Here is a 22001-nt window from a genome sequence, read left to right as displayed (position 1 = left end):
GATAATTCCGTCAATCCGTTATTTGAGACATATGTCCATTATAGTGGATTAGTGGTTTGTGAAACTCTTTGGGAGGAACGGGGCATGAAATTGTCTCTCTTGGCGGCAACCGCCGCATTGGCGCTGATCAGCGCAATGCCTGCCAGCGCGCAGGAAAACAAAAGCAAGCTCGACGAGGTTCTGGCGCGTGGCCACCTGATCATGGGCACCGGCAGCACCAATGCGCCGTGGCACTTCAAGAGCATCGACGACAAATTGCAGGGCTTCGACATCGACATGGGGCGCATCGTCGCCAAGGCACTGTTCAACGACCCGGGCAAGATCGAATTCGTCATCCAGTCGTCGGATGCCCGCATCCCCAACATCACCACCAACAAGGTCGACCTGACCTGCCAGTTCATGACGGTCACCGGCGAGCGCGCCCAGCAGGTCGCCTTCACCATTCCCTATTACCGCGAAGGCGTCGGCCTGATGCTGAAGGCCGACGGTAAATATGCCGATTATGCCGCGCTGAAGGCGGCCGGTTCGGGGGTGACGATCTCTGTGCTGCAGAACGTCTATGCCGAATCCATGGTGCATGCGGCCCTGCCGGAAGCGAAGGTGGACCAGTACGATTCCGTCGATCTGATCTATCAGGCGCTGGAATCGGGCCGTGCCGACGCCGTCGCCACCGACCAGTCGTCGCTCTCCTGGTACATGCAGCAGAACCCCGACCGCTACAAGGACGCCGGCTATGGCTGGAATCCGCAGAGCTATGCCTGCGGTGTCAAGCGCGGCGATCAGGACTGGCTGAACTTCGTCGATACGGCGCTGCACGAGGCGATGACCGGCGTCGAGTTCGACAGCTACGCCAAGTCGTTCAAGACCTGGTTCGGCAAGGATCTCGAGCCGCCGCAGATCGGCTTCCCCGTCGAATACAAATAAGCCTGCCGCATGGCGCGGTCGTCACCGGCCGCGCCATTGTTGCAACGGGACGGCAATTTCATGGGTTACACGCTCAATTTCTCGGCGGTCTGGCGCAGCTTCGATCTTCTGCTGCAAGGGCTTGCACTCAGCCTCGGCCTTGCCGTCATGGGGATCGCCATCGGCTGCGTGATCGGCCTTGTCACAGCCTTCGGCCTGTTGTCGAAAAACGCGCTGCTGCGCCGTCCGGCGCAACTTTACGTCACCATCATCCGCAATACGCCGATCCTGGTGCTGATCCTGTTCGCCTATTTCGCGCTGCCGCAAATGGGCGTGCGGCTCGGCAAGATCGAAAGTTTCGTGGCGACGCTTGCCGTCTATAGCGGCGCCTATCTGGCGGAAATCTTTCGCGGCGGCCTGCTTGCCGTGCCCAGGGGGCTGAAGGAGGCCGGGCTTGCCATCGGGCTCAGGCAATCGCAGATCCGCAACACCATCGTCATTCCGCTGATGCTGCGCAATGTGCTGCCGTCGCTCTCCAGCACCCTGATCTCGCTGTTCAAGGATACCTCGCTGGCGGCGGCCATCGCCGTGCCCGAACTCACCTTCGAGGCACGCAAGATCAATGTCGAGAGCTTCCGCGTCATCGAGACGTGGATCATCACCAGCCTGCTCTATGTCGCCACCTGCACCGTGCTGGCCGCCCTGCTGCGCCGGCTCGAAAAGCGCATGTCCATCCCGAGGTGATCGCCATGGATATCGCAGCTTTCCTCCATGTCCTGTGGCTCGCCCGCATGCCGATCCTGAAAGGGGTGGGCGTCACCATCTCCATTTCCGCGCTGGCCATCGTGGTCGGCACGCTGGTCGGTGTCGGCGTCGGGCTGGTGCTGACCTATGGCAAGGGGCCGCTGCGCTGGCTGGTGCGTGGCTATACCGATTTCATCCGTGGCACGCCGGTGCTGGTTCTGGTGCTGGCGAGCTATTACGTGCTCGGCACGGTCGGCGTCGATCTCGGCCCGTTTGAGGCCGGCGTGTTCGCGCTTGCCGTGTTCTGCTCCTCGCATGTCGGTGAGATCGTGCGCGGCGCCTTGCAGTCCATCCCCAGGGGCCAGACCGAGGCGGCCAAGGCCATCGGCCTCACCTTCCCGCAGACCTTCGCCTATGTGCTGGGACCGCAGGCGCTGCGCCAGATGCTGCCGGCCTGGGTCAACACCGCAGCCGAGATGGTGAAAGCCTCGACGCTGCTGTCGATCATCGGCGTCGGCGAGCTTTTGCTGCGCACGCAGGAACTGATCTCGCGCACCTTCATGAGCCTCGAATTCTATCTGTTCGCGGGCCTGCTCTACTTCGTCATCAATTACGGCATCGAGCGCTTCGGTCGCTATATCGAGCGCAAAACCTCCGTCCCCTCGTGAGGCCGATCACCATGACCAACCTTCTTGAAATCCGCGACCTGCACAAGCGCTACGGCGATGTCGAAGTGCTCAAAGGCGTCGATTGCGCCATGGCGCAGGGCGACGTCATTTCCATTATCGGCTCGTCCGGCTCCGGCAAGACCACCATGCTGCGCTGCATCAACATGCTGGAGGATTTCGAAGGCGGCACGATCCGCATCGACGGCGAGGAGATCGGCTACGACACGGCAGGCGGTCGCCGCCGCCGCAAGAAGGAAAAGGAAATCGCCCGCCAGCGCGCAATGACCGGCATGGCCTTCCAGCAGTTCAACCTGTTTCCGCACATGACGGCGGCGCACAACGTCATGCTCGGACTGGTCAAGGTCAAGGGCATGGGCCGCGACGAGGCGCGCGGCCTTGCCGAAAAATGGCTCGACCGCGTCGGCCTCGCCGAGCGCCGCGACCGCTATCCCGGCCAGCTTTCCGGCGGCCAGCAGCAGCGCGTGGCGATTGCCCGCGCCATCGCCATGAACCCCAAGCTGATGTTGTTCGACGAGGTGACGTCAGCGCTCGATCCCGAACTTGTCAACGAGGTGTTGCAGGTCATCAAGGACCTCGCCGCCGACGGCATGAGCATGCTGCTCGTTACCCATGAAATGCGCTTCGCCTACGAGGTTTCCACGCGCGTCATCTTCATGAATCAGGGCCGCATCGGCGAGGAAGGCAACCCGCGCGAAATGTTCGTCAAGCCGCAAACCGAGCGGCTGGCCGAATTCCTCATGAACTCGACATTCAACTAGCAGTCGGAGAGACAGATATGACGATCAAACGCTATGGCACCGGCCAGTCCGGGGCCGGCAAGCAGGCCCTGCCCTTCGCCCGCGCGGTCGAGGCCGATGGCTGGCTCTATGTTTCCGGCCAGGTCGCAATGGAAAATGGCGAGATCGTCGGCGGCGGCATCATTGCCGAAACGCGCCGGGCGATGGATAATGTCATCGCCATTCTGAAGGAAGCCGGCTACGGGCTGGAGCATGTCGTTCGTGTCGGCGTCTGGCTCGATGATCCGCGCGATTTCTGGTCGTTCAACGGCGTGTTTGCCGAGTATTTCGGAGCCAACCCGCCCGCGCGCGCTTGCGTACAGTCCAGCATGATGGTCGATTGCAAGGTGGAAATCGACTGCGTGGCCTATAAGGCGCGATAATCACTCGGAATTGACGGTCGTGGGAGCGGTGCATGGATGAGACGCAGGACGAAACGACGGGAAAGCGGGCGCGCGGCCTCGACCGTGCGTTCGCAATCCTGAATTTCCTGCGTGTCCAGCGCCAGGCGCTGCGCCCCAACGAGATCGCCACCGGCATCGACGCGCCGCGCTCGTCGGTTTATGAACTGGTCAACCAGATGCTGCGGCAGGGCGTGCTGGAGTATCATGGCGGGGACGGCCGGGTCTTCCTCGGCCGCAGCCTCTATTTTCTCGGCACCGCCTATGCCGAGCAATTCGACCTGATGCGCGAATGCGATCGTCTGCTCACCCATATCGCCGAGGAGACTCGCGAGACGGCACAGATGTGCATGCTGGAGGGCAACAAATACACCGTTGCCCAGATGAAGGAGGGGTCGCGCCCCTTCCGCATCTCATCCAATGTCGGCGATCCCGTCGCCATCCCGTGGACGGCATCGGGCCGGCTCCTGGTTGCTCATATGAGCGACGGGGAAATCCTCGACTTCATTCCGAAGGCGGATTTTTATCTGCCGAACGGGCAATGGTTCGAGCCCGCCGCCTTCATCGCGGAAGTGCGCGAGGCCGCAAGGGTCGGCTATTTCACTTTCAACAGCGTGGTCGAGAGTTTTACCCATTGTTTCGCCGTGCCGGTCTATCAGGCCGATTCCGTCTGCGTGGCCACGCTGTGTCTTGTCGCGCCGCGCGAAGACGGGCTGAAGAACCATGCCTCCTATCTGAAGACGTTGCTCGATGCCGCCGCCGATCTGTCCAGCCGCCTTGGCCATGCGACAGGCGAGACCGTATCCGGCGCCATCCGCAACCGGCCGAGATTGACCGCATCCGCATAGACAGGACTGCGGGTTACGCGCGCGGGCGGGCGACGGCGTTGACGTCGTCGAGGTCGGCCGCCTGGCCGTAGCTCATATTCTTCATCTGCCGGATGACGCGGGCCATTTCCTCGTCGGAAAGGATCGGCGGCTCGCCCAGCGCCAGCGCCTGTACATAAAGCCGAGACAGGGTTTCGACCTCGACAGCCAGCGCCAGCGCAGCCGCCGGCGACGCCGATCATATAGTGGAAAGCCGGGATCTGCCTGTGGTGGACGGCCAGCGTCGTGGCATAGAGCGAATGGCAGTGCAGTACGCTGTCGATATCGGCGCGCGATTGCAGAATGTCGCGGTGAAAACGCCATTCCGACGACGGCCGGCGTGCGCCTTCATAGCTACCGTCGAAATCCATCTGCACCAGGTCGGCCGGCAGCATCTCGTCATAGGGCAGCGAGGTCGGTGTGACCAGGAAACCACGCGGGTTGCGCGCCGAGAGATTGCCGGACGTGCCCTGATTGATACCGCAGGCATTCATGCGCCGGCAGGTTTCCACCATGGCGGCGCGCAGCGTGGTATCGTCATAAACGTTCAAGGCGGGGCGGATCCCATCGGCTTTGTACAGCGCGGCTTATTCCTTCACCGCCCCGGTCATCGACGACACATAATAATCAACGAAGAACGAATAGAGGATGACCACCGGCAGCGAGCCGAACAGCGCGCCCGCCATCAGCGCCCCCCATTCGTAGATATCGGAGCGCACCAGTTCGGTCAGAACGCCGACCGGCACCGTCTTGTTCTCCGACGACTGGATGAAGGTCAGCGCATAGATGAACTCGTTCCACGACAGCGTGAAGGCGAAGATGCCCGCCGAGATCAGGCCGGGTATCGACAGCGGCAGGATGATCTTGACCAGAATCTGCCAGCGCGAGGCGCCGTCCATCAGCGCGCATTCTTCCAGTTCATAGGGGATCGAGCGGAAATAGCCCATCAAAAGCCAGGTGCAGAACGGCACCAGGAAGGTCGGGTAGGTGAGAATCAACGCCCATTTCGAATCATAGAGGCCGAGCTTGAAGACCATCACCGCCAGCGGAATGAACAGGATCGACGGCGGCACCAGATAGGCGAGGAAGATGGAAAGCCCGACCGTTCGTGAACCGGAGAAGCGCATGCGCTCGATGGCATAGGCGGCGAGCACCGAGACCACGACGGAAATGACGGTCGCGGCGATGGTAATCACCATCGTGTTCCACAGCCATTGCGGATAGGACGATTCGAACAGCAGATATTTGATGTGCTCCAGCGTCGGGTGGACCACCCAGAACGGGCTGAAATTCTTGTAATCGGTCAGCTCGTGGTTCGGCTTGATGGCGGTGATCGACATCCAGTAAAATGGAAAGAGCAGCACGAATATGAAGACGGCGAGCGGCAGATAAACCGTCACCACGCGCCGCGGCAGGCTGGACAGATAGCCCATGCCGCCTTCGTCGCCGGCGCCGCCCTTGTTTCGACGTACCGGCGCTTGCGCCGCTGTTGTCGCGTCGCTCATCAGTCGCGTCCTCCCTGCTGCCAGCGGCGTCTTTGCATGCCGAAATAGCTGAACAGGATGGCTGCCAGCAGGAACGGGATCATCGCCACCGCGATCGCCGCGCCCTCGCCCAGATGGCCGCCGGGAATGGCGCGCTGGAAGGACAGCGTCGCCATCAGATGCGTCGCATTGACCGGGCCGCCGCGCGTCAGGACGTAGATCAACTGGAAGTCGGTGAAGGTGAACAGAACCGAGAACGTCATCACCACGGCGATGATCGGTGTGAGCATCGGCAGCGTGACATGGCGGAAACGCTGCCAACTCCCCGCGCCGTCCAGGGTCGCCGCCTCGTAGAGCGAAGGCGAGATCGTTTGCAGGCCGGCAAGCAGCGTAATGGCGACGAAGGGGATGCCGCGCCACACATTGGCGGCGATCACCGAGGCGCGCGCAAGCGTCGGGTCGCCAAGGAAATTGATCGGCGTGTCGATTATCCCGAGCTTTATCAGCGAATAGGAGATGATCGAGAACTGGGCATCGTAGATCCACCAGAACGCGATGGCCGAAAGCACGGTGGGCACCACCCAGGGCAGGAGCACGATGGCGCGGAAGAAGGCCTTGAACGGCAGCTTCTCATTGAGGATCAGCGCCAGCCATAGGCCGAGCGCGAATTTCAGCACCGAGGCCGCCACCGTGTAGAGGATGGTGTTGAAGACCGAGAGCCAGAAAACGTGGTCGTGCCAAAGGATTTCGTAGTTTTCGAGGCCGATGAAGATGCCTGGCCGGCCGATCCGCGTGTCGGTGAAGCCGAGCCACACGCCGAGGCCGAGCGGATAGGTGAGGAAGACGAGCAGGATCGCGGCGGACGGCAGCAGGAACAGCGCGCTGAGAACATTCCTGTTTTCAAGCAAGCGGGCGCCCCGGCTGCGCCGGGGGGCGGGTTTCAGTGCGACCTCTGCGGCAGCGTTCATCAAGGCGTCCTGTCATAGCAGCGCCCTGCTTCCGGGCGCTGGCTGGGTTTCAAACGCGGTGTTTCCGGCGCGGTGGTTCCGGCCGTGCCGGTCCGGCAGGGCGGATGTCCGAGACACCCGCCCTGCCCTGTCGGATTGGAACGCGGTGCATTCAATCGAATGCAAGAGGCGCTCTAACACATTGATAGAGCATCGGAATTTCCCGAAAACCGATACCCGTTTCCCGATCCGATGCTCTATGCCTCGTAATAGCGCTTGGCGCGTTCGGCGGCGCGTTCGGCCGCCTGTTCGGGCGTGCGCTGGCCGGTGACGGCCTCGGCGAACATGTCGACCAACACATAGTCGGCCATGACGCCGGCGGAAGCCGAGCCAAGCGGGCCGGCAAAGCCGTTGGTCCGCAGCGTTTCGGACGCCTTGGCATAGGGCGCGAAGACCGGATTGGCCGTCCAGATCGGATTGTCGGCATAGGCCTTGAGCGTCTGGCAGCAATAGGCGCTGGAGGATTCGATCCATTTCGACATGCGCGGCTTCTCGAACATGTATTGCAGATAGAGCTTCGCCGCGTTCGGATATTTCGTATATTTGAACACGACCGCGCTCGTCACCTGGTGCAGTTCGATATCCTTGCCGCTCTTGCCGACCGGCAAATTGGCCGAACCGACATCCTTGGCGAACTCGGCGAGCTTCGGATCGTTCGCGGCCGCGTAGTAGGCCGACACGCCATTGGCGGTGACGCCGACCTGACCGGCCAGGAAAGCGCGGTTGTTGTTGACGTCGAGCCAGCTTTCGGTGCCGGGAATGAAGGTCTTGTACAGCTCCGAGGCGTATTTGATCGCCTCGATCGATTCCGGGCTGTTGATCGTCACATTGCCCTTCTCGTCCACCATTGCGCCGTCATGGCTCCACAACAGCCAGTGCGCGTAATTGTTGCCGTCGCCGACGCCGTGGCCATGTGTGAAGCCAGCCGGATGGCCGCTCTTCTGCAGTGCCTGGCAGAGTTTCAGGAATTCGTCGGTGGTCTTCGGGAATTCCTCGAAACCGGCTTCCTTAACCCAGCTCTTGCGGTAAACCATGGCGTTGCCGATGGTGGCGATGGGCAGGCCGACGAACTTGCCGTCATTGGTGGCATAGGCTTTTGGGCCATCATACCAGCCGCCATATTTGTTGCCGAGATAGTCCGCGAGGTCGGTCAAGTCGAGCAATTGGTCGGGGTATTGCTGCGGATCGTCGAACCACACCCACATAATGTCCGGGCCTGAGCCGACACTGGCCGCGACCGCCGCTTTCGGGCGGATATCTTCCCAGCTTTCCTTGTCGATCGTGACCTTGATGCCGGTATCCTTGGTGAATTGCTCGGTATTGGCGAGCCACTGCTTCTCGTCGCCGTCGACGAAGGGCGACCAGCGCGTGACGCGCAGCTCGGCCCCCTCCTCCGGCGTGATCTTCATCGTTTCCTCGGCGCGTGCCGGCATGCCGATCAGGCCGGCGCCGGCGGCGCCGACAGCCAGGCCCGCCGTGGTGCGGATAAGATCGCGTCTGGTTATGCTCATATTTTCCTCCCTGATGAAATTATGGCTCGGTGAAATACTGCCTCAAAGTCTGAAGCGGGTTTCCTTGTCGAACAGGTGCACGAGGTCGCGATCCGGCGAAAGCCGCAATGTCTCCCCCGGCTTGAAGGCGCGGCGCTCGCGCAACGCGGCGACAATCTCGCCGCCGCCTTTCAGGCGCGCCATGACATGCGTTTCCGATCCCATCGGCTCGACCACCACCACCTCGGCGGCAAAACCGGCATCGTCGAGCCTGAGATGCTCCGGCCTTATGCCGTACACGACCGGCCGGCCATCGCTGGCCGCCGGCGCCTTGGCCAGCGCCAGGCTTTCGCCGCCGGCGGTTTCGAACGAGGCGCTGCCATTGGCCTTGATGCGCCCATCGATCAGGTTCATCGCCGGCGAGCCGATGAAACTCGCCACGAACAGGTTCGCCGGATTATCGTAAAGCTCCAGCGGCGCGCCGATCTGCTCGATGATGCCATCATGCATGACGACGATCTTGTCGGCCATGGTCATCGCCTCGACCTGGTCATGCGTGACATAGACGATGGTCGTTTCCAGCCGCTGATGCAGTTCCTTGATCTCGGCGCGCATGGCCACACGCAGCTTGGCGTCGAGGTTGGACAGCGGCTCGTCGAACAGAAACACCTGCGGATCACGGACGATGGCGCGGCCCATGGCGACACGCTGGCGCTGGCCGCCCGAAAGCTGGCGCGGATAGCGGTCGAGCAGATGCGTCAGATCAAGGATGCCGGCAGCCTTCTTCACCCGCTCCTCGATCTCGGCCTTGGGCGCCTTCTGCAACATCAGCGAGAAGCCCATATTCTGCCGCACCGTCATATGCGGATAGAGCGCGTAGTTCTGGAACACCATGGCGATGTCGCGTTCCTTCGGCGGGACATCGTTGACGACGCGCCCGTCAATGGCGATTTCGCCGGATGTGATATGTTCCAGTCCGGCGACCATCCTCAGCAATGTCGACTTGCCGCAACCGGACGGCCCCACGAGGATGACAAATTCGCCGTCCTCTATCGGAACCGATACGCCATGCAGGATTTCAGCGGAGCCATAGGACTTCCGCACGTCACGAATCGTGACTGACGCCATGCGATCTCCTCACCCAATCGCGGTCTGATTGGGCGCCATACTGTCCGGGCTTTTTCAGAAGCGCAACCCCGGTTCTGCACATCTGTCGCCTGACGGTGCGCAATGTCACGAAGAAGACCGGCGACGGCTGATGATCTTGCCGGGATTGAGCAGGCCTTGCGGATCGATCAGCATCTTGAGCGCGCGCGCCAGATCCTGCTTGACCGGATCGGCGTGGCGTTCATAGGCGCCGCGCTTGTCGAGGCCGACGCCATGCTCGGCGGAAAACGAGCCGCCGGCCGCGCGCAGGCCGTCATAGAGCACGTCCTCGACGGCCAGATAGCGCGCCGGCGCGAGCGGCCCGTCGGCGTTCAGCGAAATATGTAGATTGCCGTCGGCCAGATGCCCGAAGACGTAGGGCTGCCAGGCGGCATCGAGTGCCTCAAGGCCGTTTTCGATGCGCGCGACATAAGCGTCGAGCATCCCGGCCGGCACGGAGACGTCGAAGGACGGCGGATGGTCGTGCATGCGCTCGATCATCTCGGTTTCCTCGCGCAGCCGCCAGATCATGCGTGCCTGCTCCAGCGAGGTAGCGACCAGCCCGTCGCTTATCCCCGCCTTCTCCCATATTTCCGCCAGGCCGTTTTCCAGGGCGGCGCGCGCGGCATCCTGCGTGTCGGCGCCGAGTTCGAGGACAAGCAGGCAGGGTGCGTCCAGGGGCAGGAGATCGGGCGGATAGTCCAGCATGCGGCGCATCGCCGATACGAAAGGCCGCCACATGATTTCGGCGGCCTGCAGACTGGTTGCCGCTTGGCCCAGGAAATGGCCCGCGATGCGCTGCGCGCTCGCCGCGTCACTGATCCCGACAAGCGCGGTGGCCGACGCGCCGTTCATCGCGTCCAGCCGGATCGCGGCACGGGTGACGATGCCCAATGTGCCTTCCGCGCCGACAAACAGTTGCTTCAGATCATAACCGGCGCTGGTCTTCAGCACCCGCGTAAGATCGCCGAAGACGCGCCCGTCCGGCAGCACGGCTTCGAGGCCGAGCAGCCTGTGGCGCATGGTGCCGTTGCGAAAAGCCATGATGCCACCGGCATTGGTGGAAATCATGCCGCCAATGGAGCAGGAGCCGCGCGCGGCAAGGTCGATGCCCGGATCGAGCCCGTATGCGCGAGCCGCCTCCTGCAATACGGCAAGCGGCGTTCCGGCCTGAACGATGGCGACGCGCGCCAGCGGATCGATTTCCTCGATGCGGTCCATGGCGCCGAGATCGCAGATGATCTGCTCCCGCGTGGTCGCGGCGCCCCCGGCAAGGCCGGTGCGCCCGCCCTGTGGCACCAGTTCAATACCGCTCGCCGCGTAAAAGCCGACAAGGGCCGCGACGCCTGCCGTGTCGCGCGGACGCACCAGCGCGGCGGCACCGAAATTACGATCGTCGAAGCCCGGATCACGCGCGCCGAGCTCGGCGCGGCTCCAGACGGTCGCTCCGCCTGTGATTCTGCGCAATTCCTCGATCAGCAATGCCTGGCTGTGCAAATCGCCCGCCTCGTTTCGCTCTCTATACAGATCGCGCGAGCTTAGATCAGATGGAACGGGCGCGAAATAGCGAGATCAGCGCGAGCGGAAGGCTTTGTGACCTTGCGCGCCCTGCCGGAACGGGCCGGGAAACGCCACCACCTCGCCTTTGGGCCGAGTGCATTCGGCGACGGCGACGGCCTCGATCAGGACGTCAAGAGCCTCGCAGGTCTTGCGGCTCGTGTCATCACTGCCTTTGAGATAGTGATAGGCGCGCTCAAGGTGCAGGCGGGCGGCTGAATAATCGCTGGTCACTGTCCACTCCGTATTGCCCGCCAGCTTCTGTCTTGACATGAGCAGAACAACGGAATGCAAATATCCACAGGCACTTTTGATTCAAATCTTAGGAGTGGGTCGCACTTCTTGAGGTCAGATAGCAGTGAGGCGCAGCCCTGCTATGGGACCGGCTCGACCGCCCTCTGTTTCGAACGTCATGGCCTTGCGGAAGGACGATGTTGACAGCTGTCAACTCCGGCGCGTCAACAAGGATCACGATAGCCGCGTCGGCGCTTGCGGGCCTCCAATCGGCAAAACGCCCTGTCGGCGCCCTCCCCGGTCCCGAAGGTCTCGATCTTGATCCGTCCGTTCGTGCCGATGCGGCCCCATCCGCGCACCAGCGAAATCTCGCCGAACAATGTCGGCTGTTTATCGAGCACATAAAAGCGCGCCATGTTGCGGCTCGGGTCAATGCGGTAAAGGATACGCTCGGACATGGCGGCAACTTGGCCGAACCGTGATGGCATCGTCTAACGCATCTTTTGAATCGATGGGGCGGCATTGATTCATGCCGCTGATGACGCTGCATCGCGTTGACAGATGTCAACGCGATAGCACGCAACAGCCGGCCGCCGGAGCCTGATATATGAATGATATATATGGTGCATGGATCGTTGCGCTGCCGAAAGGTTAATTTCCGTTAATCATAAAGCGCTTGACGCGACTCGGAGCTTGGCCGATCCTGACGGAAGTTTTCGTATAGGCGTCATTTTGGCGTAACTCGATGGCGGCGGCGTTATTTTCGAAACGGGCCGTTATCTACAACGAGGCCGTAGGCCGGATTCGGCAAGGGCCGCGAATCGGCGCATAAGCATGAAGGTGGCTCTTATGTTCAGTGGAGCCGGGGGTCGGGGTTGAGGAACGAGGCCGGAGAAGGACGTGAACGTGGCGGTTGCGAATATCGTCGGGCAACAGGAAGGGGGAGGGGAGAGCGCCGTGACCGACGCAGACCTCACCACCGATCGCGCCATTGCGCGTGATGCCGAACTTCTGTCGGCGCAACTTCAAGCCATGCGCGACCGGCTTTATGCACCGGCTTCGCGCAAGACGCTGCGCCGCTTCTCCAGCGGCGAGGCCGCGCGACTGATCGGCGTTTCCGACGGTTATCTGCGCCAGCTTTCCATCGCGGGTGAGGGGCCGCAGCCCGAAACCGGAACCGGCGGGCGGCGCTATTACACGCTGGAAGACATTAATGGCCTGCGCCGACACCTTGCCGAGCAGAATCCGGCCAAGTCCCGCCATTATCTCCCGTCCCGCAACGCGGGAGGGAACGAGCATTTGCAGGTCATCGCCGTCACCAATTTCAAGGGCGGCTCGGGCAAGACCACGACCAGCGCGCATCTGGCACAGCATCTGGCATTGGCAGGATACCGCGTTCTGGCCATCGATCTCGATCCGCAGGCTTCCTTGTCGGCGCTGTTCGGCTATCAGCCTGAACTCGACCTCGACGGCAATGACACGCTTTACGCGGCGATCCGCTACGATGACGAAGGCCGGCAACTTTCCGACGTCATCCGCCCGACCTATTTCGATGGCCTCGATCTTGTGCCGGGTAATCTCGAATTGCAGGAGTTCGAGCACACAACGCCGCAGATGCTGAGCACACGTCATGGCGACGCGGCAGGGCAGGGGCTTTTCTTTGCCCGCGTGCACGATGCGCTCGCTTCTGTTGCCGATCGTTACGACGTGGTGGTGATGGATTGTCCGCCGCAGCTTGGCTTTCTGACGCTGTCGGCGCTGTGCGCGGCAACGTCCGTTCTGGTTACGGTGCATCCGCAAATGTTGGACGTGGCCTCGATGAGTCAGTTCCTTTTCATGACAGCCGACCTTCTGGCCGTGGTGCGTCATGCCGGCGGTGAACTGAATTTCGACTTCATGCGCTATCTCGTCACCCGTTACGAGCCGAATGACGGACCGCAGACGCAGATCGTCGGCTTCCTGCGCTCGCTGTTCGGCGAACGCGTGCTGACTGCGCCTCTTGTCAAGTCCACCGCGTTCTCTGATGCGGGGCTGACAAAGCAGACGCTTTACGAAGTGACGCGAGAGAGTTTCAGCCGTGCCACCTACGATCGCGCCATGGAATCGTTGACAGCTGTCAACACCGAGATCGAAGGCCTTATCATGAAAGCCTGGGGCAGGCAGGCATGAAGGAGGCCGCGACATGACAGGGCAGAACCGCAAGAGCCAGTTGAAGGCGCTTTTCGGCACGATCGATCAGGGAGAGGGAAATGCCGGGCGCGCGGCGGAGCCAAACGCCGCGCCAACCGCGCCTGATGCTCCTCCGCTGGAAACCAAAGCCTTTGGACTGGCGAAAATCGTGCCGGCGGAAACCCTGATGCGTCCGCGCACGTCCTCCGGCGCGGTCAAGGCCATGGGGCTTTCGCTTGGCGGCCTGTCGCGCGAGGTCGAGGAAGCGCGGCGGCTGAAGGAAAGCCTCGATACGGTCGAGCGTGTCATTGAAATTGATCCAGGCCTGATCGACGCCTCCTTTGTTTCCGACCGTCTCGGTCGCGACGGCACGGACGAGGGCCTTGGCGAACTGGTCCGCAGTATCGAGGCGAACGGCCAGCAGGTGCCGGTGTTGCTGCGCCCGCACCCGGACCAGGCGGGGCGTTATCAGACAGCCTATGGCCACCGCCGCATCCAGGCCGCCGCCCGGCTGGGAAGGTCGGTCAAGGCAATCGTGCGTTCGCTGAGCGACACCGAACTGGTGCTGGCTCAGGGCAAGGAGAATACCGAGCGCCGTGACCTGTCCTTCATCGAACGGGCCTTCTTTGCACATGCATTGATTGCCCGCGGTTTTGAACGCGGCGTGGTGCAGGACGCGTTGTCGCTGCACAAGGCCGAGATGACGCGCTTCCTGCAAGTGGCCGAAGCCGTGCCTTTGCGCATCGCCAACGCCATTGGCCCGGCGCCGAAGGTGGGGCGGCCGCGCTGGATGGCATTGGCCGAGCTTTTGAAAGGGGAGGCGGCACGGGTGAAGGCGCAGGACGAGATCACCAGTTCCGGCTTTTGCGCCACGACCGGCTCCGATGCACGCTTCAACCGGGTGTTCGAACGCTTGAACCGCCGAACAAAGCCGCCGGCGCCAGCGCCGATGGAAGTTCATGGTGCTGCTGGCCGCACGATAGCGCGCATCGATACCGCGCGCGGCCGCGCTCGCGTCGATTTCGTGGACAAATTCGAGGCCGGGTTCGCCGAATATCTGCAGGCGGAGCTGCCTAAACTGTTGGAAAGCTTTGCTTTATCTCGCAAGCCCAAAGGCTGAGCCGAAGAGTTTTATCCACTCCGGGCAAAAATGGGGTGGAATGGCATAACCAGAGCGGTGCTCGTTCGACCGGATCGAGACCGCCAGAACAGAGCGAAAGGAAAGGAAACCGGCAAGAAAAAAGAAGGCCCCCGAAACGTCTCCGTCCCGGAAGCCCTCAGCAATGTAGCAATTGAGAGAGAATCACTTCCGGCTTGCAATGTCAAGCACTGGGCACGTTCCCGGTATCGGTCCGTCTTGCCTCGACCGAGGTAAAAGTGATGATTGAACATATTGCCACGACGCCCTTCGGGCGGCGAGCGTTATCTCCTGCGATGTTGGCGGGGCAGGCGAGCGCACGCAAGGCGTCCGCTGCGGCGAGTATCGACAAATGGCGCGTATTTCGTGCCGTGTGTGAAGCGAAGGCGCCGATCGGTGCCAGTGACCGCTCACTTGCGGTACTGAGCGCGCTGCTCTCGTTCCACCCGCAGGCGGAACTGACTGCCGGCAACAGGCTTGTCGTTTTCCCTTCCAACACTCAGCTCGCATTGCGGGCGCATGGCATGGCGCCGGCAACATTGCGACGGCACCTGGCGACCCTGGTCGAGTGCGGCCTGGTGGTGCGACGCGACAGCCCGAACGGCAAACGATACGCGCGCAAGAGCGAGGGGGGCGAGATCGAGATGGCCTTTGGCTTCGACCTCGCACCGCTGCTTGCTCGCGCGACTGAATTCGAACGTATGGCTGACGAGATACGGGCAGAGCGGCGAGCGATCCAGCTTTTGCGCGAGCGGGTAACTCTGTTGCGCCGTAACATATCGAAGATGATCGTCTTTGGCCTGGAAGAAGGGCTTGAGGGCGATTGGGCCGTGGCTCAGTGCGACTACCGCGCGATTGTTGCGCAATTGCCGCGCACGCTAACGCGCGCCGTGCTGGAGACCGTGGAAGGACAATTGCGCGCGCTTTCGGCACGGCTACACAAATCTCTGGAATTGCGCGCTTTTTCCCAAGATTCGAGCGGCAATGAGTCTCAGGATGAGCGCCATATACAGAGTTCAAAAATACAGACTCTAAACATTGAATCCAGCATCGAAAAATCAACTGAACGCAATGGCGCATCCCACCGGCAAACCACGCATCCAGTCAGCGAAAGGCAAAAAGCGCCTGAACCGGAAGCCAGAAACGCGCCACTTCCGACCTATCCGCTCGGACTTGTGCTGCGAGCTTGCCCTGACATTGCCGATTATGCCCGCAATGGTGTTGCAAGCTGGACAGATCTGGTTGCCGCAGCAAATCTTGTGCGCTCGGCGCTCGGTGTCAATCCGGATGCCTGGGAACAGGCCTGCCAAGCGATGGGTCCGCGCAATGCTGCCATTTGCGTGGCGGCTATCCTGCAGCGGGCAGAGCATATCCATAGCGCCGGCGGCTATCTGCGCAGCCTGTCCGGCAGGGCCAGGGCCGGGCAATTCTCAGTCGGCCCGGTGCTGATGAGCCTGCTGCGAGCGGCCGGTGGGAAATGTGAGAAGCAATCAGCGTGATGAAACATGAGGTGTCTCACCAGTCGCTCGATGAACGCGAATTCTCGTCGATCTGACGGCAAAAGCTGGCTGTCCGGCGGTGAAAAACGAGCGACAGAGGTCAATTTCAGCTTGATAATCAAAATGATTGATAAGCCAACACTATCGCTCGTATCTGCAACAAGACAGGCTGTGCGGTTTTACCCGGCGACGATGATATGATGCGCACGTCGCCTAAACTCTCTGCGATACTGACGCGCCTCCTCCCGCCAACAGGGCCTGACCTCGACCGTTCGGAGATGAATGTTTGGGGTAGAAGCCAACGAGTTGCCAGCCGGCCGCCATGAGGACTATCACGGCAGCGATTTCGGCCTTGCGTGTCAGGCCGCCTGACCCAATGGGCCTTATTTCTCAATTTGGCGCACGATCAGCTTGTGATGCTGATGGCTTGGAGCGCCCGCTCACAGTTTCGATGACGATCCGGAGTTCGCACTTCCTGGGACAGGGCTCGTAGCGCGGAAGGGTTGACCTCAGCCTTTTCGATTCGAGACGGACCAGGAGGGGCCTATGTCCATCGATCTGCTGATAAGCGATGCGTATGTTTACGTTGACCGTGATATGGAAATCGCTGACGGCTGGGTCGCCATCAAGGGCAACCGCGTGCACGCCGTCGGCAAGGCGGGCGAGGAGCCGCTAGCTGGGTGTAAGATTTCGGCACACGGCCGACTGGTGACGCGCAGTTTCGCGCCGGCTTCCGCTTCTATGCCACGCGCGATTCCATGATCCGCTCGGTCGAGGACGGCGTCTCGCTGCCGAATCTGCGGTGCAGGACGAGGAAATCATTCTTGCCAGCGGCCGAATGGAGCCTGCTGGATTACGACGATAAACCGTAGCCGTCGGAGCGCTGAATAGCAACTGGGCACGCCTTTCAGCACACCCAGTTGCTGTGCTCGGAAGCCGGTCTATTGTTTGGCCGGACCAGAATGCATGATGTCGTCTTCCCTCGGGCCGTCGACGATCAGGTAGCCGGCGAGGCCGCGCTCCGCCCGCGACAGCGCGTGGTCGACCAGCACGTAGTGGCCGGCGCGGTCGATCTTGAAATCGACCATCGTGGCGCCGCCGGGCGGCACGCTGACCGTTTGCACGCCGGTCAACGGCGGCGAGGTGACGCTACCCATGTCGTACACGTGGTCGAATATCTCGCCGATGACGTGGAAGGACGAGGTGTAGTTCGGCCCGCCAACGCCGAAGAAGATGCGCACCGTTTCGCCAGCATTGGCGTAGAGCGGATGCGCCTTGGTGAGCGCGCCGACCGAACCGTTGAACAGGAAGTATTCGGGACGCTCGGAGATCAGCTTGTCGTAGTCCATCTCCATCTCACCCTTCGTGCCGAACGGCTCGACGGTATAGAGCTCACCCTGCATGACGTAGAATTCGCGGTCGACCTGTGGCAGGCCGCCCTCGGGCTCCACCACGATCATGCCGTACATGCCACTGGCGATGTGGTGGGCGACGCTGGGCGTGGCGCAGTGGTAGACGAAGATCCCCGCCTTGAGTGCCTTGAAGGTCACCACTGCCTCCTCGCCGGGCGCGAGTTGGGTGAAGTCGGCGCCGCCGCCGGGGCCGGTCGCGGCATGGAAGTCGACCGAGTGCATCATGACGCTATCGGCGGCGTTCTTGATATGGACCTCAATCGTGTCGCCGACGCGGGCGCGCAGCATCGGCCCCGGAACCTTACGGTTGAATGTCCAGTAGACATAGGAGGTGCCGTCATCTAGCCGGCCTTTGAGTTCCACGGTTTCGAGATCGACGCGCACCACCTGCGGGGCACGCTGCCCGATGGGCGCAGGAAGGTCGGCCGGATCGCGCACGATGTCGGTCATATCGCTGTCCATGTCGGAGCGCGGACCGGGCATCACCTGGATCAGACCTTCCATGCCGGCCGCGCGGTGTCCCGCAATCGAGCAGAAATAGGCGAACTCGCCGACTTTGTTGGCGAGGAAGGAAAAGGTCGAAGAAGCGTTCTTGCCCACCACGATCGCCGAGCGGGCGGCGTACTGGTCAAGCACGATGTCGTGTTCCGCCCCTTCGCCGTTAATCAGGTTGATCTGGACCAGTTCGCCCTCGTGAACCATGAGGGTGGGATTGACCTTGCCCTCGATGTCGCCGCCGACGCCGATATAGACCATGCGGCCTTCGGCGATGCCGGTACGCAAGGTGAAGATGGTCGCATTGTGGTAGCTGACGGCAGGCGCGTCGGCTGAAGCAGGTGCTGCGGCAGGCGCCGCCGTGTCCGACGACGTCTGAGCGGTCATGGTGTGGTCATGCGCCTGGGCGAAGGCGCCGGAAAGCGGCGCGAAGGCCATGCTTCCGGCCAATAGGGTGGCAAGAAGGTGGCGCACCACGCTGTTTACGGCTTTCGGAGTGGTGCCGGGCATCGGGCTGGCTTTGTTGTGTATCATGGGAGGACTCCGTTTGAGGATGGAACGGGCTAAGCTTTAGCGAGCAGCGGCGACGCGTTCCTTGAGGCAGCGCAATGAAGCAATCGGGGCAGCCTGATGCCGGCGCTGGAATGCTGGCCTGGGGGTCCAATCGTCGGAAAGCTTGCGCCGGCGCAAGGAAGTAAGGTCGAGGCAAACGCATCTTGAACATGCGGGAATTCGCGCCGCGTATGCATTGCCGCGCTCTCCTTTTCCTAGTGGCGGCGGAAACGATGTTGGCGGCAGGACATGGCTTCCCGGCGGCACCCGCCGAGGCGCAGGAGACGCTGGTCCTCGTGCATCCGTTAGCACCGGCTGGCTAAGCCTTTTGATGTCCGGCGCGCGGCGGCAATTCGTGCCTGTGTTAGTGGCGTGGCCGCTCAGGGCAGGGTGGCTCTGCCCACGTTCCGGTCGAGATTGCCCGCTGCCGGACCTTGGAATAGCGGCAGGCCGGCAATGAGGGAGCGATCCAAACGGCTCGAGGACCTTTTCTCCGCCGGTTGTTGAATATGGATCGAGCGGCCACCGTCTCGCAAGGGCATGGAGCGCGGCAAAATGAATTGCATGCGGTGATTTATCGCCCGCTTCCGATTTGTTTGCGCTGCAACAAAGTCGATTCTCCGCAGCGCACCTAGATGCCGACCGACGGTTCGCCGTCGTTCAAGAAAAAGAAAGGCAAGTCTGATGAGACCCGTTATCGCTGTCGCAGCCATCTTCGCCGCGCTCACGCTGGCCGGAGGCGCTGAGGCCGCCGACCACCAGATCCAGATGCTCAACAAGGGCGAGAAAGGCAACATGGTGTTCCAGCCCGATTTCGTGCAGGCCGCACCGGGAGACACGATCACCTTCGTCCCCACCGACAAGGGGCACGACGCCGAGAGCATCAAGGGCATGATCCCCGATGGAGCCCAGCCCTTCAAGGGCAAGATGAGCCAACGGATCACCGTGACCCTGGACAAGGAAGGCGTCTACGGCGTCAAGTGCACCCCGCACTACGGCATGGGCATGGTGGCGCTGATCGTCGTCGGCAAGCCGGTTAATCTGCATCAGGCGAAGGCCGTCAAGCAGACCGGCAAAGCCAAGAAGGTGTTCGAGGCGCTGCTAGCGGAAGTGCCGGCCGGCAACTGAGCATGGCTGACGGTGCTCGGCGCCGAAGATCCGATCGGCGCCGGACAGAGCAGGGACAATAATGGCGATTCCGAGCACTCGCCGGGACAGTTACCCGAGCTTTTTCCGCGCTGGCGATGCGAGAGGAAAGAACGTCGATTTTGTTCAAAATAAATTACGCCGTTTTGCCACGACGATGGACTCAAGTTCGCGGTCGCCATCCTCCATGATCACGATAGGCAGGACACCGACCGACCGGGTGACCGGTTCCATGCAATCTGCCAGGCGGATGCGGAAATGTTTCGACTGGGCGGCTCTATCGTCGTGCGATCGCATTTCGCTTGTACGAAGGTGAGCTTGGCATCCGTCTGCACTTGGGCGGAATGGCAAACACCGGCGACATCGATATCGCGCTGCTCGAAAAGCTTAACGTCGCTCTGGAGGATCAGGTTCTATCCGCCCGCACCAATGCCTTTGTAGAAACCCTGGCGGCGCCGGATGAAGTCGCAGGAGCCGTCGTATCGGCGTTGACAGAACTCTTTGGCATAATGGCTGACCTGGTCGAAGGATCACCCTTCGCACCTGAGATTCTAGGCGAATCACGGCTCCCATCCGCAGCGGTGGTCGACGCCAACAACGCGATCATTACCGCGTTGTCGGCGGCCCTTGATCGAGCCGGTATTTCACAAGCGAAAGAGTTGGCGCCCATCCTTCTAGCTTGCGGTGCGGGTATCCTAGGATGGGACTTATTCAAATCCATGCTGCTACGATTGAAACGAGCGCTATTGCTGAGAGATAATTCTGGGCGAGGCGGTCGTACCTGGTTGCGATGCATCGCCAGTTCTTGAGTTTGCAAAACAGCCGCTCGATGACGTTGCGACGACGGTAGGCCCTGCGGTCGAGCGGGTAGGCACCGATACATTATTGGGACACGGATATACGGTAAGCATAGCGTCATGCCGGACTGTTGTGCAGCGGCAGATACCCATCGGTGTCAAGCGGCAAGGTTTCGGACCAGATGTAGTCGCCGGTGATGTTGATGTGGTCCCAGCCCAGGGGTGAGAGGCGGGCTGAGCTACCCCCCGAAATTCGGACACTGACATAAGCTATGATTTGCGGTCTGCTGATCTTCGACGAAAAGGAGATCAGAGATGTCGAAACGCAAGCAGCACGCGCCTGAGTTCAAGGCGAAGGTCGCCCTGGAAGCCTTGAAGGGCGAAGAGACCGCAGCCGAGCTGGCAAGCCGGTTCGGAGTTCATCCGACGATGGTTCACCAGTGGAAACGCGCTCTGCTCGAAGGCGCCTCGGGTGTGTTCGAACGCAATGGCCGGAAAAAGCCCGAGATCGACGAGGAGCAGGTGAAGGAGCTCCACGCCAAGATCGGGGAGCTGGCGGTGGCCAACTCTTTTTTGGAAAGAAAGCTGAAGCCCTGGGGCGGGAAGTGAGGCGCGGCATGGTTGAGCCGGATCATCCGGAATTGTCGATCACTCGGCAATGCAAGCTGCTGTCGATCTCACGCTCGTCCTTCTATTACACCCCGAAGGGGGAGACCGCGCAGAACCTGGCCCTCATGCGGCTGATCGACGAACAGTTCCTGGAAACGCCCTTTTTCGGTGTCCGGCAGATGACCTGGCATTTGCGCAACGACGGCCATCTGGTGAACGAGAAGCGGATACGCCGGCTGATGCGGCTCATGGGATTGATGCCGATCTACCAGAAACCCACTACCAGCAGACCGGCGAAGGGGCACAAGACCTATCCCTACCTGCTGAAGGGACTGCGCGTGGAGCGGCCCAACCAGGTCTGGTGCGCCGATATCACTTATGTGCCGATGCGGCGCGGGTTTCTCTACCTGGTTGCCATCATGGACTGGCACACCCGAAAGGTCCTAGCCTGGCGCATCTCGAACACGCTGGAGGCCGATTTCTGCGTCGAGGCGCTGAACGAGGCCATCTACAAGTTCGGGCTGCCGGAAATCATGAATACCGATCAGGGCAGCCAGTTCACCTCTTTCGCCTGGACCGATCGCCTGCGCCACACCGGCGTGCGCATCTCGATGGATGGAAAGGGTCGGTTCCTCGACAATATCTTCATCGAAAGGTTGTGGCGGACCCTGAAATACGAGTGCGTCTACCTGCATGCCTGGGAGACCGGATCAGAAGCGAGGGCGGGCATCCGGAAATGGATGACCTTCTACAACCACCAACGCCCACATTCAGCCCTTGGCGGCAGACCGCCCGCCGTGGTCTATTGGCTGAGAAAAGACGAAACCCAACCCGATCAGCAGGTGCAGAGAGTAGCTTAATTTATGCCAGATCCTGTCCAACGATCG

Annotated in this window: 20 protein-coding genes and 2 pseudogenes; 12 read left to right on the top strand and 10 right to left on the bottom strand. The window is 61.5% G+C overall.

Going from position 1 to position 22001, the window contains the following annotated elements:
- Positions 1–84 precede the first annotated feature (84 nt).
- Genes BFN67_RS12320 through BFN67_RS12295 form a run of 6 tightly spaced genes read left to right on the top strand, consistent with a single transcriptional unit; the run spans position 85 to position 4361 of the window.
- Positions 85–924: a transporter substrate-binding protein gene (locus tag BFN67_RS12320; RefSeq protein ID WP_080919865.1), complete on the top strand. Its 840-nt coding sequence runs from the start codon at positions 85–87 to the stop codon at positions 922–924.
- A 60-nt stretch (positions 925–984) separates the two neighbouring features.
- Complete coding sequence (locus BFN67_RS12315) at positions 985–1647, top strand: amino acid ABC transporter permease (RefSeq protein WP_080919907.1); 663 nt, start codon at positions 985–987, stop codon at positions 1645–1647.
- Positions 1648–1652: 5 nt separating this feature from the next.
- Positions 1653–2315, top strand: coding sequence for an amino acid ABC transporter permease (locus BFN67_RS12310; RefSeq protein ID WP_080919864.1), 663 nt, complete (start codon positions 1653–1655; stop codon positions 2313–2315).
- A gap of 11 nt (positions 2316–2326) precedes the next feature.
- Positions 2327–3094, top strand: coding sequence for an amino acid ABC transporter ATP-binding protein (locus BFN67_RS12305; protein WP_080919906.1), 768 nt, complete (start codon positions 2327–2329; stop codon positions 3092–3094).
- A gap of 17 nt (positions 3095–3111) precedes the next feature.
- The gene (locus BFN67_RS12300) at positions 3112–3495 is read left to right on the top strand and encodes a RidA family protein (protein WP_080919863.1); all 384 of its coding nucleotides are present in this window, start codon (positions 3112–3114) and stop codon (positions 3493–3495) included.
- 32 nt (positions 3496–3527) lie between these two features.
- A complete protein-coding gene (locus BFN67_RS12295; RefSeq protein ID WP_080919862.1) occupies positions 3528–4361 on the top strand; it encodes an IclR family transcriptional regulator in 834 nt (277 codons plus the stop codon).
- A gap of 13 nt (positions 4362–4374) precedes the next feature.
- Here BFN67_RS12295 and BFN67_RS12290 read toward each other — a convergent pair.
- The 8 genes and pseudogenes from BFN67_RS12290 to BFN67_RS12255 all read right to left on the bottom strand — a co-directional run bounded on the left by BFN67_RS12290 (position 4375) and on the right by BFN67_RS12255 (position 11755).
- Positions 4375–4894: pseudogene (locus BFN67_RS12290) on the bottom strand (class II aldolase/adducin family protein).
- A gap of 72 nt (positions 4895–4966) precedes the next feature.
- Positions 4967–5812 (bottom strand): carbohydrate ABC transporter permease, encoded by an 846-nt coding sequence (locus BFN67_RS12285; RefSeq protein ID WP_245295246.1) that lies wholly within the window; start codon positions 5810–5812, stop codon positions 4967–4969.
- Positions 5813–5883: 71 nt separating this feature from the next.
- On the bottom strand, positions 5884–6831 hold the full coding sequence (locus BFN67_RS12280) for a carbohydrate ABC transporter permease (RefSeq protein ID WP_080919860.1): 948 nt from the start codon (positions 6829–6831) through the stop codon (positions 5884–5886).
- Between the two features lie 236 nt (positions 6832–7067).
- Positions 7068–8381, bottom strand: coding sequence for an ABC transporter substrate-binding protein (locus tag BFN67_RS12275; RefSeq protein ID WP_080919859.1), 1314 nt, complete (start codon positions 8379–8381; stop codon positions 7068–7070).
- Between the two features lie 42 nt (positions 8382–8423).
- A complete protein-coding gene (locus tag BFN67_RS12270; RefSeq protein WP_080919858.1) occupies positions 8424–9488 on the bottom strand; it encodes an ABC transporter ATP-binding protein in 1065 nt (354 codons plus the stop codon).
- Positions 9489–9593: 105 nt separating this feature from the next.
- Positions 9594–11003 (bottom strand): FAD-binding oxidoreductase, encoded by a 1410-nt coding sequence (locus BFN67_RS12265; RefSeq protein WP_080919857.1) that lies wholly within the window; start codon positions 11001–11003, stop codon positions 9594–9596.
- A 75-nt stretch (positions 11004–11078) separates the two neighbouring features.
- Complete coding sequence (locus BFN67_RS12260) at positions 11079–11336, bottom strand: hypothetical protein (protein ID WP_425349774.1); 258 nt, start codon at positions 11334–11336, stop codon at positions 11079–11081.
- Between the two features lie 185 nt (positions 11337–11521).
- Complete coding sequence (locus tag BFN67_RS12255; protein WP_080919904.1) at positions 11522–11755, bottom strand: WGR domain-containing protein; 234 nt, start codon at positions 11753–11755, stop codon at positions 11522–11524.
- A gap of 499 nt (positions 11756–12254) precedes the next feature.
- Here BFN67_RS12255 and repA point away from each other — a divergent pair, with 499 nt between their 5' ends.
- The 4 genes from repA (at position 12255) to BFN67_RS12235 (ending at position 16865) form a co-directional block, all read left to right on the top strand.
- The gene (gene repA, locus BFN67_RS12250) at positions 12255–13466 is read left to right on the top strand and encodes a plasmid partitioning protein RepA (protein WP_245295243.1); all 1212 of its coding nucleotides are present in this window, start codon (positions 12255–12257) and stop codon (positions 13464–13466) included.
- A 13-nt stretch (positions 13467–13479) separates the two neighbouring features.
- Entirely contained in the window at positions 13480–14586 is a 1107-nt protein-coding gene (gene repB / locus BFN67_RS12245) for a plasmid partitioning protein RepB (protein WP_080919856.1), read from the top strand.
- 260 nt (positions 14587–14846) lie between these two features.
- Positions 14847–16103 carry a plasmid replication protein RepC gene (gene repC, locus BFN67_RS12240; protein WP_080919855.1) on the top strand — a complete coding sequence of 419 codons (1257 nt, stop codon included), beginning with the start codon at positions 14847–14849 and terminating at the stop codon, positions 16101–16103.
- A 546-nt stretch (positions 16104–16649) separates the two neighbouring features.
- Positions 16650–16865 (top strand): hypothetical protein, encoded by a 216-nt coding sequence (locus BFN67_RS12235; RefSeq protein ID WP_080919854.1) that lies wholly within the window; start codon positions 16650–16652, stop codon positions 16863–16865.
- Positions 16866–17044: 179 nt separating this feature from the next.
- Here the strand turns inward: BFN67_RS12235 and nirK are convergent, their stop codons facing one another.
- Positions 17045–18544 (bottom strand): copper-containing nitrite reductase, encoded by a 1500-nt coding sequence (gene nirK, locus BFN67_RS12230; RefSeq protein WP_204842169.1) that lies wholly within the window; start codon positions 18542–18544, stop codon positions 17045–17047.
- A 702-nt stretch (positions 18545–19246) separates the two neighbouring features.
- On the opposite strand from nirK, the gene BFN67_RS12225 reads away from it, so the two are divergent.
- Positions 19247–19690, top strand: coding sequence for a pseudoazurin (locus BFN67_RS12225; RefSeq protein ID WP_080919853.1), 444 nt, complete (start codon positions 19247–19249; stop codon positions 19688–19690).
- A gap of 729 nt (positions 19691–20419) precedes the next feature.
- Here BFN67_RS12225 and BFN67_RS24640 read toward each other — a convergent pair.
- Positions 20420–20557: pseudogene (locus BFN67_RS24640) on the bottom strand (transposase); the annotation flags it as partial.
- A gap of 263 nt (positions 20558–20820) precedes the next feature.
- On the opposite strand from BFN67_RS24640, the gene BFN67_RS12205 reads away from it, so the two are divergent.
- Positions 20821–21974, top strand: a protein-coding gene (locus BFN67_RS12205; protein ID WP_245295242.1) for an IS3 family transposase whose coding sequence is annotated in 2 segments (ribosomal slippage) — positions 20821–21073 and positions 21073–21974 — 1155 coding nt in all. Because the reading frame shifts where the segments join, the coding sequence is not laid out codon by codon here.
- Positions 21975–22001 lie beyond the last annotated feature (27 nt).

It is taken from the genome of Manganibacter manganicus, assembly GCF_002075885.1.
GTDB classification, from domain to species: domain Bacteria; phylum Pseudomonadota; class Alphaproteobacteria; order Rhizobiales; family Rhizobiaceae; genus Mesorhizobium; species Mesorhizobium manganicum.
Note: the sequence above shows the minus strand (reverse complement) of the source record. Positions and strands in the feature narration are given on the sequence as shown.